The following is a 17,014-nucleotide window of genomic DNA, read 5'->3' as shown; positions in this document are numbered from 1 at the left end:
ACATGGTTAATTAATCCCAAGTTTCTGCATCTTTCCCATCCAAAATATCTCGAATAAAAGAAAGTTTTAAAAGGAGAGATTTCATTTCTTCCAAATTGAGTCTTTTGGTATTATGAGAATTATAATCTTCTGTGATAGAAATTTTCCCTTCCCCTTGCTCTACAAATTTGTCGTAGTTCAAATCCCTTAAATCAGGTGGAATTCGGAAATAATCACCTCTATCTTCTGCAGATGTAATTTCTTCTCTACTTAATAGAGTTTCATACAATTTTTCACCGTGTCTAGTACCAATTGTTTTGATTGGATGGTCCATTTTGTTAAAAAGATCAAGAATTGCTTTCGCAAGAATCTCTATCGTCGCTGCAGGAGATTTTTGAACAAATATATCTCCATTGTTTCCATTTTCAAAGGCATACAACACAAGCTCTACGGCATCGTCCAATGTCATCATAAAACGCGTCATATTCGGGTCGGTAATTGTAAAGGCTTGTTTTTTTAGGAGTTGGTCGACAAAAAGTGGAATTACAGAACCCCTTGATGCCATTACATTTCCATACCTGGTTCCACAAACAATCATACGTGATTCGTCAAAATTTCTAGTTTTTGCTACCATAACTTTTTCCATCATGGCTTTCGAAATTCCCATTGCATTGATGGGGTAAACTGCCTTATCTGTGCTCAAACAAATTACTTTTTTAATACCAAGATCATATGCAACCTGCAAAACATTTTCTGTTCCCATCACATTAGTTTTAAATGCTTCCATAGGAAAAAATTCACAAGAAGGAACCTGCTTTAATGCCGCAGCATGAAAAATGTAATCAACACCTGAAAATGCACCTGTTAAAGAAGAAGCATCCCTCACATCTCCCAAAAAAAACTTAATCTTTGGATTGTTATATTTTTTTCTGAGATCATCTTGTTTTTTTTCATCTCGACTAAAGATTCTTATCTCTTTGATCTCTGAACTTAAGAAACGATTCAGAACAGCTTTCCCAAAAGAACCAGTCCCACCCGTAATGAGTAATGTTTTATTATTAAACATATTTATTTTTTCCAGCGTTTAATTTCATTTTTTTATAATAACGTATTTGCTACAATATGATCTCTTTCTTCTATCGTAGGGTAATTTATCATCACTGCTCGGTACTTCCCTTTAAAAACAAAGAAACTACCAACTCCAACACCAATATACTTAAATTTTTGCACGGCTTCTTCAATATCTTTTAGGCTGCCAACTCCTCCGACGATCGTCATGGGAATTGATAATTGATTGTAAATTTTTTCAAGGATAGGAAAATCCAAACCATCCATCATACCATCATGATCGATTGAGTTTATGACTATTTCTCCTGCACCTAAACTTTGAAGCTCAAGTGAAAAATCGACAGGGTCTAATTTGGAATTTTTTGTCCCGTTATGAGTCCAAATTTCATACTTAGAACTTAGCTTTTTTTTCTTTATATCAAGTACAGCAACAACACTTTGACTTCCTATTTCATCTGCTATATTTGAGATGATATTAGGATTCTCTACAACTATAGAACTTAAAGCCACCTTTTCTATACCGATAGAAACAACGGCCTTAGCTTGACTAACAGTCTTTACACCGCCACCATAGCACATAGGCATTCGACTTTCATTAGCAAGATTTTGTAAAAGTTTTAAATCAGGATCCTTTGCATATCGAGTTGCATCAATATCAATTACGATCAACTCATCAGCTTCTTTTTCATTAAAGATTTTGACAGCATTAATCGGATCACCTACATATTTTGGCTCCGAAAACTTCTGTGTTTTCACAAGACCACCATCTTTCACTAGCAAACAAGGAATTATTCTGGGTCTTAGCATTTATATCTCAGCAAAATTTTTTAAAAGTATTTGGCCAGAGTGATGACTCTTTTCTGGATGGAATTGCACACCATAGATATGATTCTTTTTGATAGCACTTGAAAAACTATTTCCATAGTCTGTTTTAGAAATTTCGTTTTGTTTATCGGTGCATTCAAAATAATAGGAATGTAAAAAATAAAACCGTGAATCCGAATCCAACCCGCGAAACAATTCTGAGCCTTCTTCATTTGGTTGTACGTCGTTCCATCCCATATGTGGCATGGGAATCTTTTTTTCTAACTTACGAAAATCAAATTTTTTAACAGAACCAGCGATCCAACCTAATCCAGGTTTGGTGCCTTCTTCACTTGAATTTGCCAAAATTTGCATACCAACGCAAATTCCTATTATGGGAGTTTTTTTTTGAAATACCAATTCCTCTATTTTACTTCGCATTCCAGAGGCATTTAAAAGGTCTACTGCATGATCAAAAGCACCGACACCTGGAAGGATTAGCTTAGTTGCATTTTCTAAATCAGCTATAGATTTTGCAATCCGAGTTTCAATATTAATCCTTTTGTAAACATTTTGAAATGAGAGTATATTCCCTAAACCATAATCAATAATTGTTAGCATAAATATGAGTAATCGCTAAAAAGCTCCACCCCTTCTACCTACGTTCAAAAATGTAATTATATTTTCCAAAAATTTAAGTTTGTTATGATCATTTTTATAATCCCAGTAAAACTTCAAATCCATCTTGTGGTAATGATCCAATTCATCCGCACTTATCCCAAGCTTTGTAGCAATGAATTCAAAATCTTGTTTGAGAAATTCTGGATCATACGAAGGTTTTTTTAAAACTTCAAGTGATTCCTCCCGCGTTGTTTGGCCCGTTAATATCAGACTTGAAAGCTGATTCCTTCTTACATCAAAATTGAAACGAGTAGGCAACCAATAACCTTCATAAAATCGCGTAAATCTGGACTCAAAATGTTTCTGCCCATATGATTTCCATCCGTATTCCTTCTCCAAAGTTTCAATTGCCAAGTTTTTGGAATAAGGCATAAAATTTAATGGTTTTAGAACTTTCATCCCTTTAATATACTTCTGATAGATTTTATGTCTATAGACCGAACTGAAAGGATAAGTCTTCATTGGGACTGTTCCAAATTTCTTGATGATATCTCGTATATGAACTAAATCAGTACCCCAATAATAATACTTATACGGCATAATGACACATTCAGTTGCGATATTGCCGCCATTGAGTATATATTTGATATTATATTTGTCTGAGAATTTATATAGCACAGCTCCAAAAGCATGATCCTGCGGAATATCTATATGAGGTACTCCTGACTTAAACCATGCTAATTGAAAATCTCTCATTTCATTCCAATTGATAACTTCTGTAAATAGATCTAAGTTTAACTTATCTACAAGTTTACTTATATTATTCACGGCCATTTCAGAATTCCATCCGCCATCAACATGAAACACAAGAGGCTTAAGACCATATTCTTTAACCATCGTGTGCAACATATAGGAACTATCAACTCCACCACTTAGCCCTAATATGCAATCAAAATCTTTATTCTTTGCAGACTTCTTGATTTGATCTACGTAACTCTCTAGAATTTTGTGTCCTTTCTCATTTGGAAACCAATTAGGTTTTACATTGTTCTGAAAATCCCAGTATACACTGGAGATTCCATTTTTATCAAATGTTACATCAGGAAGGGTTGAATCAATTACAGTTTTCGTACAGATTTGGTAACTCAAGTTCATTTATAATTAAATAAATAGATAAACTATTTCCTCTTATTTTTATTAAAGTCCTTTCCAATTTCTTCCAAAAACGAAAATGTATTTTCGGAGCATTTGTCCCATGTATAATTTAATGCTAATTGTTTTGCTTTCTTACCTATATTCAATCTTAACTTATCATTTCGAACAAGTTGTTCTAATGTTGAATAAATAGATGCAACAGAATACGGATCAAAATAAACACCAGCATCGCCCAATACTTCCGGCATTGGCCCCTGATTAGAGCATGCAATTGGTAACCCCATAAGCATCGACTCCATAAGGGTAATTGGCATGTTCTCCACTCCAGATGCAAAAATTACAAAGTCAAATCTAGACTGTATTTCAGGCAAATTTTCATGATTTTTTTTTCCGAGAATAAAAATAAATTCCGCATTGGGGTCATATTCTTTTGCTTTCTCTAAAACAAATTTACCAAAATCAGTTCTATCATCTCCAACTAAAGTAATTCTAATTTGGATTCCATCTTTTCGCAAACGGAAAATAGCATCTAATACCTGAAGGTGATTTTTATACTCCAAAATTGGAGAAATATAAATACAATCGATTACATTATTCCTTAGTGAATTCTTTAGTTTTAAATCTTTATTGAAACCTGGATCAATTCCATGTGGAATAATCCTTACATTAGTTAATTTTCCTGTATGTTTTTGGATAACATTACTAGAATACTTGGTCAAGAATATGACACCATTTGCATTACGAAAAGAATTCTTCTGCACATAATACAATACCTTGAGACGAAGCCAAGCGAATCCGATACGATAGGATTTGGTTGAATCTTTTTCAAAATTTAACAAATCCTGGCTCATTGAAACATATGGCTTAAATGCAGAAATTGAACCTGCATCAGTATCAAACATTAAATCACAGCACAGACGTTGAGCTTCTTTGATTAACATGAATCTTTGCCAAATCAATTGGGATAAAAGAGTTTTTTTTAAAGCAGGTGGGGAATGTTTTGACAACCATGGAAAATCAGGAATTTTATCCAATAAATCCGGATAAGACCAAAGATGAATATGATCAATCCCATGCTTTTCAATACGGAAATAAGTGATGATTCCAATAATGTGATTGACTGCACCTCCGGAACGATTACGAGAAGCATCGATACCTAAAATCATAGCAATGATAATCCAAATAAATATACAAAAAAATTACTCATTAAATTTATTTCCTAAAACATCCCATCCAATTTTCTTTATTCAATTTTACGATTTTTGCAGAATATTTTTGGTTCCGATTTAAAGGTATCCTCGACTCCTTAGGGATATCTAATATTGCTTCATTAATCATTGAATCATTAAATAAGTATCGATCACTATAATTTCCATCCCTGACCAAAAAATAGTTTACTCCACTTTTCTGTAAATATGTAATAAAGTATTTAAAATCATCACAAGTATCAACAAAACGCATCCAATCGTCTGAAAAAGGTCTTCTCTTAGAAAATACCAATGAGGTATGATTAAATAAAAGCTTAGAGTTTACTGGCAAACTTTCATATGACATTTCAGACAATCCATATCCAAAAGCGTTCTCTCTCATCATATTTTTTCGACTCGAGACAGAAAATAATCCAGTCACTAAATTGATTCCAAAATAAATTGAAATGAGTAAAACAATCAATGCTTGAGAAAATATTGGAATTTGAATGAATCGTATCAATTTTCTTCTATTCTCTGAATCAGAGATAGTTAATAAATATACACAAAGCAAAGCGAAACTTTCTAAATAAAAACGCGAACTCTGCTGCAAAAAAAAACGAGTCAAGAGGAGATCCAACAAAAAAAGGAGAAACAATCCATTGAATCTTTTATATTTGAGATTATCAAAAGCCAAAAGCAAAATTAACAAAGAAGCGCCGATAAAGGTAGTCCCAGGTGATTTGTAATTTGGAAAAAACAAAAAATAAGGAAATCCAAGAGATGTATCCTGATATGATTTTAAATAATCTTTAAATTTCCCTAATCCAGGGATGTCTCCGTTTAAAGGATCAATCGCACTATAGAATACACTTACCCCCAAATATTTCACCCGATAATAAGCAAAAGGCAATATGAAAATCAGATAAATCAAAAGAAAAAGCATCGAAAACAAAAAGATTCTTTTTTTCGATTTAAAGTTGAATACTAAAAATATAAAGACTAACCATGCATATAACAAAAAAGAATACTTCAAAGATACGGAAAAAACGACAGGAATAATAAAAACAAAAAGCATTAAACTATTTTCATTTTTTTTCGAAACTAATCGAAAAATGTTAACGAGCCCAAAAGAAATAATTCCTAGAGGAAACATCTGCATTTTTGAAGAAGACACAAGAAAAATCAAGACAGGAATAGATAAGAATGTTATCTGGATAAACTTGGTAAATTTTTTATCTAAATTTCCCAATTTCTTAAAGCCCCTTAAAATCAAGAGAATTCCAACAAACTGAAGTAAGCTTGAAAATTGTTCAGCCCCAAGATTCAAATATACTAACCCAAAAATCTCTCCGGAGCCTATTAAACGTTCGTGAAAAAATCCTAAATCAGGAATTATATTATTTTCATTTAAGAAAATCAAAGGAATCGAGAGATGATAATTGAGGGAGTCCGCATCAGTCGGAGGTGCTATAGAAAGTAAAAAATAACCTATCAAATTTCCAAAAATCAAAACATCAGGAAACTCAATTTCACGAATTTGTTTAAAATAAAACCTTCTTACATTATAAATTTTATTTAGAACTATCGGTAAAAATAAAATTCCAAATATACAGATCAAAACACTTATCGATTTAACACCTGTAGGGCGAATCAGTTCAAATAAAACTAAATAGTTTATTAAAATTGAAATCAAGATAAACCCAAAAACAAGCTGATCAAGAAATCTCTTCTTAAATTTCGCAAATAAACTTTTTTTAAATATTTGATCTAAAAGAAAAAATAATATAAAACCAAATGAAGATAGACCTAATAACAAAATTACTGAAAATAAAAATGATATAAATGGATGCAGTATTAAATCGTTTAAATTTTTATACATAAATCTAGATTAAAACCACTAAGTAAGCATTCTTAGCGGCATATACGTTCGAAATTAGTGATTATCTAATTATCCCAAAGAACAAAAAATTTACTCAAAGAAGAGGTTTAAGCAAATGACTCTCAATGAAGAAAGAATATAAAAAGATTAATTTTGCTAATTTGGAAATGTTGTTATGTTCGAGTTGAAATCTACATAAATTAAGAAAAAGCGTTTTTTAAATAAATTCGAGATGGAAATATCATCCTCAATAGATATAGAGAATTAGAATTATCCATTTAATTATTTAACCTTTTTCAAAACAATAAGCATACTTTGGCCAAATCCAAACCAAAAAAGATCCAGCCAAGAAACAAAAGGAATTATTGCATTCATTAACAATGCGTCACTTTTATTTATTTTCTTTTGTTTAAGCAATTTCATCTTGATATACCAACCCACTGCACCAATCGGATTAAAATAGTCTGAAGCGATAATTTTTATATCATCTCGATTACTCAAAGCAGTCTTCCAACGTTTTATATCATTTTTCGTATATCTCCGGTAATGTCCAATGCTTTTATCAAAACTGGAGAAAAGAACCATCATTGCTGGAACAATAGCAACGAAGAAACCGCCAACTTTCAAGAGATCCAAACCTTTGTTTACAAAATGAACATCATCCTCCAAATGCTCCAAAACATTACTCGAATATATACAAGAAAATTTTTCTGTTTCATCTACCGATAAAAAATCGAAACCAATTGATACTATATTTGAATTATCTTTAAATCTTTCTTTCAAGAACTCATTATTTGCTTTGGAAATTTCATATAAATATAAAGGATATCTTTCCGATAGAATAGATGCGATAGTTCCAGTACCTGCACCAATTTCTAAATTTTTGTCACCCAAGTAATCTTCTATTTTCTCGGCAATCCATTTATTATATAGTTTAGCTTCTTCAACAGTTTCTAAAGCAACAATACCATTACCAGAATACCCATAAACAAATTCATTTTCTTGAATCTGCATTTTGCTTTTATCAGTAAATACAACTAATTCAAATCCAACAAAATTCAACAAAACAACTGTTCCTGTTGAAAGTATAATTGAGACTTCCATTCCAAAATTAATACTTAAAAACCAATAGAACAATAACAACCTAAGTATTATACCGAATAAAGAAATCCAATGAAACCTTAACAATTGCTTATAAATATTGGTCGCATCGGACTCCAACCAAGTTATATATTTATGCAATGGAAAAGAGATCAAGAGTGCAATTTCAATGGAAATTACATAAGAAACAAACATACTTAGCTTCTTATCTGAAAATAGCTGTAGAGCCGAAAAAAACAACGTAAACTTAAAATTTATAACAAAAACAACAAATCCAATAATTAAATATCGGTAATGTTTCCCTTCAATGATTGAAAATATCTTTCTTAACATATTATATTATTTTTAACATCGCCACCACGACTTTATTTTTGCTATTTCCTTAAAAAAGATAGGCTTCACTTTAAAAAGCATATCCTGTAATGCTTAATTTGATAATTTCCTAAAATATCAATAAAATACAAATATAGTTCAATTTAAATTACATTCTGTATCCCTATGGTTGAAATACTCGATAAGACTGCCATACAAAAAGCTGCAAGTAAAATAAACACTTTCTGATTAAAAGGGATGTATACTTTTTTATGGAATATTAGGTAAATACAAATGGGAGCTATCGGCAAAAAGATTCTTGGATAAATGTGAGCAATCCAAAAAGTAGTATTGTATGAAACTATAAAAAGGAAATACGCTGCAGCAAAAAATAACTCAGTTCGATAAAATCCAAACTCTCGAAGACCTTTATCTCGAAGGAATATAACAAAAATTGGAATTAATGAAACCAGGAAATAAATCCACAGCTTTATCCTATTTAATATACCTGTATCAAGCGCATACAATCCATTCAATAATGCAACAAAGGGAAATGATATCGGTGACTTAGAATCCCAACTGGACTGATAATTGGTATAGTTTGCGAAACCTTTTCCTAAAGCATAATTCAAATATAAGTGATAGCCGATAACTATTATTAAAAAAGTAAAAACAAGCTTCAATATCTCCACAAAGCGCTTCTTTAGAATCAAATCCAATATAATTGAACCTAATAAGAAGACTCCTAGAGGTCTAATTGTGTTTGAAATTCCGATCAACAATCCTACTAAAAATATATTTTTATTTTTCTTATACGCATAAATCGCAAGAAATAAAAATACCATGAATAAAGGCTCACTTCCTCCACTTAAAACTCGTTGTATCCAGTCATAAGAATAAATATTAAAAACAATTGCTGTAAAACTATTGAATAGTTTCGACAGAACAAAGAAAAGAATTATAGCGGCTATAATATTGATACCTATCATCGCATAATTAATACTCAAGAAAGTCACCTTTCCAAATAAATAGGATAGAATGGGATATCCCCAGAACACATATACATCTTTTGCAAGCTCGCAATCCTTCAAATCGATACACTTCACAATCGTTTTAAATGGCCCATTGTCTCCGATTTTATCCATTTCACCAACAAAATCGCTGCCCCAATATTTAATTAATATTGTATAATATACAAATGTAAAACCAAGAAATAATATAAGATAAAAAAAACCGTCTTTTTGAAACAAATTACGATGCAATTGAGACCCTTCAACTTTCATTTTACAACTCTCCTTTTTTATTAATTGTTCTAATTGATTCAATCCAACCCATCTAAGATAAGGCCTATTAAATAACTTTACAAACACATAATAGTCAAAATCAATAATTTTAAAAATTTAAGTGGATCCAAGTAAATAAATTTCAACATAAGAGCTGGGAAAATTTTTTTTCTACTATGCATTGCAATTTTTAAGAACATAAAAGTCCTAAGCTGTTTCAGTGCTAAAATCAATTTAAGTTTATCAGAATAGAATAACCGCTTCTCAAGTTCCCGAATCATTACACTTAACTCACGAAGTAACTCTAATTGTTTTTTAGACGATAAGTTATTGCCATGTATTCTGTAGCTTGCCAAAGAAGATGAGTCGTAATGTATTTCATATTCTTCCGATATTTTTAAAAATAGATCAAAATCACCAATATGATCATAATTCTCATTGAATCTAAGTTTAGTCGTTGTAAGTATACTCTTTTCAAAAATCACAGTTAATATTCCAAGATAGTAGTCACTAACTAATTTTTCCGTTATAAATCCTGAAGCTTTGTTGAATCGGATAGCTTTTTTTAATTTTCTTGATTTGGAGTCTATTAGGTCGTAATTCGAACAAGCAAAAGAATAGCCAGTCTGCTTTAGAGCATTTAGCTGTTTTTCAAGTTTTTCGGGCAACCAAATATCATCAGTATCCAAAAAAGCTATATACCTTCCAGTAGCCTTTTCTAAGGCCAGATTTCTTGCACCGTATAACTTTGTATGAATGGGTGAATAATAATATTTGATCCTAGTATCGTCGTAAGATTTGACTATCTTAGAACTATCATCTGTCGACTGATTGTCCCAAAATATAAGCTCCCAATATGGGTAAGTTTGATTTAATATACTATCAATTGCCTCTTGCAGATACGCTTCGCCATTGTAGCAGTTCATTATTACGCTTACAATATTATTTTCATTTCCTTGATCAGACATTTTCGTAATAATGAATAGTTTTCTTTAATCCGTCCTCTAAAGAAACTTTCGGCTCCCAACTTAGTATCCTTTTTGCTTTAGCAATATCTGCAAATAATTTCATGTTTTCTCCAACTCTATAAGGTACTTTTCCGAAAACAGGTTTACCTTTTCCGATGATCGACACTACCTTTTCAATGATCTGCCGTATCGTGATTTTTTCACCAGAGGCAATATTAAAAATTTCGCCATTGGCATCATTTGTTTCCAATATTTTGAAACATCCTTCCACTGTATCACTTATATAACAAAAGTCCCTACTTTGTTCCCCAAGAGATGACGGAAACACTGTATCTTTTAAACAACCTTTGATGATTTGAGGTAAAAATCTTTTATCATCTTGCCCTGGACCATACGTTAAAAACAATCTAGCAACCGAAGCTGGAAATTTTTCAGTCCTCCAAAGCATTTGTAAAAAATGAGAAGCAGAAGCTTTGGCAAAGGAATATGGTGAAATTGGATTTTCACGAAAGGTTTCCTTTTGTGGCGAAGGAGAATTTCCATACTCATCACTACTTCCTAGATATAAAAACTTTTTTAATTTTGATCTATCTAAAGCGGAAACTAAACCAAAAAGAGAAGTTAAGTGATCGGAAATTACTTTTTGACCACCATTTTCAAACAATGAATGATCGATGTAACCGCCGCAATGAATCACAAAATCATAACTTTCATTTGATAGAATGGAATGCAACGATACACAATCCGATAGATCAGCTTGTATTGAAATAACCTTATCCTTATTTGGATTTTTCGTTAGTGAAAGGGAAGTAACTTCCAGTCCACTATCGATCCCTTTTTGGACTATATGAGACCCGATAAAACCGGTTCCACCAATGACGAGTAGTTTTAATTTAGCCAGGGAGCCCTTCCCGATTGAAATAATTCTTCAAGATGATCTTTGTCTCTCTTTGTATCCATACATTGCCAAAAACCTTCATGTTGGTATGCCATAAGTTCGCCATTTTTAGATGCTGTTTCCAATGGAGATTTTTCTAGAATCGTTTGGTCGTTTTCCAGAAGATCAAAAAAATTAGGTTCAATCACAAAAAAACCACCATTAATCCATCCTTGTGTTGTCTGTGGTTTTTCTTGAAAGCTAATGACTCTACCTGTTTCGATTTCCAATTCACCAAATCTAGCACCAGGATGCACCGCAGTCACAGTAATCATTTTTTTATGAGATTTATGAAATTGTATTAATTTATCAATATCAACATTAGAAAGTCCGTCACCATAAGTGAGTAAGAAGGTCTCGTTTCCAATGATCTCCTTCATTCTCAAAAGCCTCCCACCTGTCATGGTGTTAGCTCCTGTATTGACTAAGGTAACGTTCCAATCTACTTTAGGTGAATTATAATGGGTGATTTTGCCTGTTTCTAAATTCACTGAAAAATCAGAATTTAAGGAGCGGTAGTTTAAAAAATATTCTTTCACAACTTCTGCTTTGTAACCAAGAGCAATGTAAAAATCATTGTGATTAAACCGCGCAAAGTGATTCATGATATGCCATAGGATTGGCTTTCCTCCAATGGGAACCATTGGTTTCGGAATCACATCTGTGTATTCGGAAAGCCTTGTCCCAAACCCACCTGCCAAAATGATTGCTTTCATCAAAAAGACTCCCAATAATAATTGATACTTTTTAAATCTAACCTGTCAGACTCTGTTGGTTCATGAAGAATGTCGGAAATGTTAACAACCAAACTTTTTGGTGAATCTATCCCTTGAAACCCAAACCAAATGCCAGGAGGAACAGAGATACGGCAGTAGTTTTTTTCGCCGATAGTTTCTACTCGAAATTCATTTGTTGATTCATTAAAAAAAACAAACTTCACATTTCCCACAGGAACAACTAAATTCATAAACATTCGATTATGTCTTTTCCAAGCCTTTATGAAATTAAATTCGATCCAAGAAAAGTATACTTCCCCTAATCCCTTAAAAGTTGCTTCCACAGATTTAATAGCATGTAATACATTTCCGCCCGGAGTCTCTATTTCCTTTAATGGAGTGACAATAATGTCTTTCTTAGTCATTTGCCCAAGCCAAACCTTTGGACTTTGCTTTATCTTGATACAGTCCAATTTGTCTATCTGTCATTTTTTGAATTTCCGATGGATCGCTATAATATGCATTATACCATTCAGAAGTAAACTGCACTGTTTCTTCAAATCCCATGACAGCCACCCATTTTAAATGAGCAAGTGCCTTATCACAATTTAACTTTAACAAACCTGATTCGTAGGGACCTTTTGTTTCCCCTGATATATCTTTCCATTTTACTTGGTTCCAATGAATAGACATTTGTTTAACCAATTCCAGAACACTATGATTTTGATTTGCTAATGGTCCGAAATTAAAGGGTTCACCATGTAAATCTTTATTTTGGTTTAAATGAACACCTAAACTTAGATATCCACTCAAAGGCTCTAATACATGTTGCCAAGGCCTGGTTGCCATTGGATTTCTAAGTTCTACGATCTCATGGTTTGCCCACGCTTTCACACAATCAGGTACGATACGATCTTCTGACCAGTCGCCACCACCAATTACGTTTCCTGCCCTTGCAGAGGCTATTCTTACCTTACTCGTATCTTTTGGAAAGTAGGACTTAATATGAGATTTAATAGCAAGTTCTGCCGCACCTTTTGAGGCACTATAAGGATCAGGTCCTCCCAAGGCATCATTCTCACGATAACCCCAAATCCATTCAACATTATCATAACATTTGTCACTTGTGATAAGAACTGCAGAACAATGTTTGTCTAAATTCCTTAGCGCTTCTAATACATGCAGAGTTCCCATAACATTGGTATTCCAAGTGTCCAATGGGTCATTATAGGATTTCCGAACAAGGGCTTGCGCTGCGAGGTGAAAAACATAATCAGGTTTAAAATCTAAGATGGCCTTTTCTAAACCAGCAGGATCTCGAATGTCAATTCTTAGATCAATGATCCCCTCTTGAAGGTTGGCAACTTCGAAATGATTCGGACTGGTTAAGGGATCCAGTGAAATCCCACAAATATCAGCTCCCATCCTTTTAAGCCATGCCGTAAGCCAAGCGCCTTTAAATCCTGTATGGCCAGTGATTAAAACTTTTTTGTTTTTATAATGTTTTGAAATACTCATTTTTATATTTATATCTGGTTTCTTAATTTAGCTTGGGAATATTCAATGAAAATATTATTTGGATATTGTCAAAAATTCAACTTAACTCAAATGCTTCTAGAATTCTTTGTTCGGTTGGTTCAGTAAACATTTCATTTCTGACTCTTTGAATCATGTTTAATCGTTGTTCAGATTCTTTTCTTATTACATTGATTAGTTTAATTTTGGCAGATTCAAAAGAGTCTAAGTCACAGGCCTCTTCCCATAACACACCTTTACAAAAATCAGGAAGATAAGAATAGTCGATCATGCCATTCTCTGAAATTACAATCACTGGCAACCCACAGGCTATCGCTTCTACAAGTGCTCCAGTAGAGGCTCCTAAAACTAGGCCGTGATTTGAAAACAAGTCATAAATATTATCATATACAATTTTATAGTTTTTTGGTAAAAATTCTTTAATCTCAGAGATATTTGTTGATGGATGCATTTTTATAGAGAAAAATTCTTCTGAATAAGCCCCCAATTGTTGTAGTAGTTTTAGTATGAAAATATTGCTTTCATGAAAGTATGATAAGAGCACTAATATTTTCTCAGATTTTGGCTCCACTATTTCAGTCTTGAACAAACGAGAGTATCGCATAGACGGACCGACTCTCATTTCAGTGTTTTTATCCAAATAATGAGCGCCGTTAACTAAAATAATATCCGGCAAGTGTTCGTGAAATTCATTTCTATCTATAAAGGAATTTAATAACTCAGGAGGGAAAATGAAAAACTGAGTCCCGTATATTTTCACTTCGAGATTACTATATCTAAATGCACGATTCAAACATTTCTCATATGGTTGTCCTTCGTACCATTGTACCATTTGCGAATTAGGAGGAATTATTTTCGCAAGCTTTAGTCCAAAAAGATACCTGAGAATTCCAAAAAAATTAGATCCATTTAAATCAGACCAAAAATAATAAACTAATCTTGGATCAAGTTCTTCCCCACTTAATTTAATTTTGCATAATAAATTTAGCATAAGAAAAGGATACACAGTTATGGAGAAAAAAAGTTTTAATAAATCTAAAGAGGAAAGCAATTGAAACTCAGTTACAACCCTACCCTCATATTCTTTAAGAATTTTATTAACTTTCCGAATTTTGAAAGGATTATCTGAACCAAAAAAACGAGGTATTATAAGATAATCTAAACCTCTTACTTTTAAAGTTTCTACCAAATTTGGAAAATAGTCAGATGCTAATTTCGTGCCTTTTAGAAGATTATCAACAATCGCATAGGTATCTATAATGACCAATTTCTCAGCATTCATAGAGAACTTTAAACTAGATAAAAAAAATATGAGTTTATTGATTGCAAACTTGAATAACGCTAAGTAAGAATATGCATAATATTTCAATATTTGTTTTATTTTAAAAAAATAACCAATCGTTCTATAATTTCGATAAGCATCATAGACTCCAACTTTGGAAAAGAAAAAGGAAGTAGAGTACAACCAAGACTTTGAAGCATTGGGTACAAAATTACTTAAGACTTTATAATATTTTTGCAAATACGCAGGGATTAAATCAGAATTCATTCTTTATCGTTTAGTTAAAAAAGAATCTTATTCTCCGCCACTTACAGCAAATTCTTGTCCAGTGATAAAATCACTTTTATCTGAGCACAAAAAAAATACCATTTCGGCTATCTCTTCAGGTCTTCCTAATCGATTCACTGGAATCATTTTCGACCGTTCTACCATATCTTTATTTTTATGAATTTTTGTATCTATTACACCGACTCTAATCGTATTACAAAGAACATTAGATTGAGCTCCAAATTTGGCATAGGATCTAGTTATTGCTTCCAGGGCAGATTTTGAAGCGCTATAATATGCCGAGTTCATTGATCCACCAAATTTCAATCCAATACTACTCAAAGACACAATCCTTCCGAATTTATTTCGAACCATAATAGGGAAAAACATTTGCATCAGATAAGCATGTGAGAAAAAGTTCACTTGAAATACTTCGTTCATTACTTCCATAGAACACTCTAGAAAATTACAATTTTCAATTATACCTGCTGCATTGATAAGAAAATCTATATTTGACTCACACTCAAAGACAGTCTGGACAAAATCCTCTAAATCTTTCTTTTTATTGAACGAACATTTGATAGTTTTCAAGTTTTCACTTTCAATATCGATTTCGGTAGAATTAAATTGAGCAATTACTTTAACGTTATTATCAAGGAATTTCTGTACAATTTTCTTGCCAATATCTGAACTTCCTCCAGTGATTAGAGCTACCCTATTCACAGTTGGTATCAAACTACTGCACAACCCTTACATGGATGAACTAGTTGTCGGTTACCTGATTTATGTGCCTCTCGTAAATTAGTGTATTTTCTCATCTGCCAAAGTTCACTGATATTTAGATCTGGAAATTTTCCAACATTAAGTTCGGATTTGTAATCACTATCGCATGGATTTGTGGTACCATCGGCCCATACAAACATTCTTCGATATAAATCTGAGCAAGGCTTAGTTTGACCATTTGCTGACGATTCATAAATATTCTCCCATGGATTGTAATTTACAAAAGCAATTTGATCAACCAATCCTCCCCATACTTTCTCCATTGAAACCATATCTTGCTTTTCAGTAACTTTAACTCCTGAAACTCTTGTAATAATTTTAGTATTGGGGTAGCTTTTCTCTCTTATAGTTCGAAATAGTTCAATGTTTTTAAGAACTTTATCCAATTTTCCATTTACTCTCAATTGACTGTAAAGCGGTTCTTCTGCTGCGTCGGCTGAAAAAACTAAAGTCTTCACAGAACCAGATAATAATGAATGGATTTTGCTTTCTGTAAGTAAAGATGCATTGGTATTAAGCTTTAAATTTAGAAATTTACCATTTGAATATTCTAAAATTTTGGAAATATCTGGAGCCATTAATGGCTCACCACGAGAAGCTAAAGTTACAAATTCTATTTCTCCATTTATTTCATCAACAATCTCTTTAAAAAATTCAAATGACATCATCGACATCGATGAATTTGTTTTTTTAAAAAAATTTGAGTCAGTCTGATAACAAAAGACACACTTATAATTGCATAAAGAAGAAGGTTCAATTTGTAGTGCGGGTGGATAATTATCCAACTCGAAATTTTGTGGAAATATTTCATATCGGTATCGATGATAAAAGAAACGTATCAATTCTTCATCTGAGTAAGTATACATTTCTTCTGCCGCAAATGGAGATATCTCAAATCGACTCTGCAGCGGATCTTTAATTTCACTAGTTAGATCGTTTTCTACCCTTTTTAATATTTCCGCAAAATTGGATTTATTTTTAATAGAATGCTGAATAGGTATTTTACCATCATGATAATCACGTAATACCCTTATAGAACGCATTTTTTGATAATCTACAGCTTCCTTAATTCTCGAAGAAATATTATCAAAACTATTATGCTTTTTATAAACTTTGGGTTTCAACTCACTCAT

The 17,014-nt window shown here is 32.4% G+C and carries 16 protein-coding genes; all 16 read right to left on the bottom strand.

Annotated features, from left to right (window positions below):
- Window positions 1–10: 10 nt before the first annotated feature.
- The gene (locus DI076_RS03150) at window positions 11–1,045 is read right to left on the bottom strand and encodes a polysaccharide biosynthesis protein (RefSeq protein ID WP_108958580.1); all 1,035 of its coding nucleotides are present in this window, start codon (window positions 1,043–1,045) and stop codon (window positions 11–13) included.
- A gap of 32 nt (window positions 1,046–1,077) precedes the next feature.
- Complete coding sequence (locus tag DI076_RS03145; RefSeq protein ID WP_108958579.1) at window positions 1,078–1,854, bottom strand: AglZ/HisF2 family acetamidino modification protein; 777 nt, start codon at window positions 1,852–1,854, stop codon at window positions 1,078–1,080.
- Entirely contained in the window at window positions 1,855–2,472 is a 618-nt protein-coding gene (gene hisH / locus DI076_RS03140) for an imidazole glycerol phosphate synthase subunit HisH (RefSeq protein WP_108958578.1), read from the bottom strand.
- A gap of 15 nt (window positions 2,473–2,487) precedes the next feature.
- The gene (locus tag DI076_RS03135) at window positions 2,488–3,621 is read right to left on the bottom strand and encodes an N-acetyl sugar amidotransferase (RefSeq protein WP_217349936.1); all 1,134 of its coding nucleotides are present in this window, start codon (window positions 3,619–3,621) and stop codon (window positions 2,488–2,490) included.
- A gap of 29 nt (window positions 3,622–3,650) precedes the next feature.
- A complete protein-coding gene (locus DI076_RS03130; protein WP_108958576.1) occupies window positions 3,651–4,793 on the bottom strand; it encodes a glycosyltransferase in 1,143 nt (380 codons plus the stop codon).
- 46 nt (window positions 4,794–4,839) lie between these two features.
- Window positions 4,840–6,696, bottom strand: a complete 1,857-nt coding sequence (locus tag DI076_RS03125) for a DUF1420 family protein (RefSeq protein ID WP_108958575.1) — start codon at window positions 6,694–6,696, stop codon at window positions 4,840–4,842.
- Window positions 6,697–6,978: 282 nt separating this feature from the next.
- Entirely contained in the window at window positions 6,979–8,130 is a 1,152-nt protein-coding gene (locus DI076_RS03120; RefSeq protein WP_108958574.1) for a GtrA family protein, read from the bottom strand.
- A gap of 143 nt (window positions 8,131–8,273) precedes the next feature.
- Window positions 8,274–9,392 carry a hypothetical protein gene (locus DI076_RS03115; RefSeq protein ID WP_135358376.1) on the bottom strand — a complete coding sequence of 373 codons (1,119 nt, stop codon included), beginning with the start codon at window positions 9,390–9,392 and terminating at the stop codon, window positions 8,274–8,276.
- A 77-nt stretch (window positions 9,393–9,469) separates the two neighbouring features.
- Window positions 9,470–10,360 carry a glycosyltransferase family 2 protein gene (locus tag DI076_RS03110; RefSeq protein ID WP_108958572.1) on the bottom strand — a complete coding sequence of 297 codons (891 nt, stop codon included), beginning with the start codon at window positions 10,358–10,360 and terminating at the stop codon, window positions 9,470–9,472.
- On the bottom strand, window positions 10,353–11,237 hold the full coding sequence (locus tag DI076_RS03105; protein ID WP_282432600.1) for an NAD-dependent epimerase/dehydratase family protein: 885 nt from the start codon (window positions 11,235–11,237) through the stop codon (window positions 10,353–10,355). The genes DI076_RS03110 and DI076_RS03105 overlap by 8 nt, the downstream gene beginning before the upstream one ends.
- 11 nt (window positions 11,238–11,248) lie before the next feature.
- Window positions 11,249–12,013, bottom strand: a complete 765-nt coding sequence (gene rfbF / locus DI076_RS03100; protein WP_108958570.1) for a glucose-1-phosphate cytidylyltransferase — start codon at window positions 12,011–12,013, stop codon at window positions 11,249–11,251.
- Window positions 12,013–12,438: a dTDP-4-dehydrorhamnose 3,5-epimerase gene (locus DI076_RS03095; RefSeq protein ID WP_108958569.1), complete on the bottom strand. Its 426-nt coding sequence runs from the start codon at window positions 12,436–12,438 to the stop codon at window positions 12,013–12,015. Before DI076_RS03095 ends, rfbF begins: the two co-directional genes overlap by 1 nt.
- On the bottom strand, window positions 12,431–13,531 hold the full coding sequence (gene rfbG / locus DI076_RS03090; protein WP_108958568.1) for a CDP-glucose 4,6-dehydratase: 1,101 nt from the start codon (window positions 13,529–13,531) through the stop codon (window positions 12,431–12,433). The genes DI076_RS03095 and rfbG overlap by 8 nt, the downstream gene beginning before the upstream one ends.
- Before the next feature lie 76 nt (window positions 13,532–13,607).
- Window positions 13,608–15,098 carry a hypothetical protein gene (locus DI076_RS03085; protein WP_108958567.1) on the bottom strand — a complete coding sequence of 497 codons (1,491 nt, stop codon included), beginning with the start codon at window positions 15,096–15,098 and terminating at the stop codon, window positions 13,608–13,610.
- A 27-nt stretch (window positions 15,099–15,125) separates the two neighbouring features.
- Window positions 15,126–15,833: an SDR family NAD(P)-dependent oxidoreductase gene (locus DI076_RS03080; protein WP_167396499.1), complete on the bottom strand. Its 708-nt coding sequence runs from the start codon at window positions 15,831–15,833 to the stop codon at window positions 15,126–15,128.
- Complete coding sequence (locus DI076_RS03075) at window positions 15,830–17,014, bottom strand: radical SAM/SPASM domain-containing protein (RefSeq protein ID WP_108958565.1); 1,185 nt, start codon at window positions 17,012–17,014, stop codon at window positions 15,830–15,832. The genes DI076_RS03080 and DI076_RS03075 overlap by 4 nt, the downstream gene beginning before the upstream one ends.

Source organism: Leptospira ellinghausenii (genome assembly GCF_003114815.1).
Classification (GTDB): domain Bacteria; phylum Spirochaetota; class Leptospiria; order Leptospirales; family Leptospiraceae; genus Leptospira_A; species Leptospira_A ellinghausenii.
The sequence above is the reverse complement of the archived record's forward strand: the minus strand, read 5'-3'. Positions and strand labels throughout refer to the sequence as shown.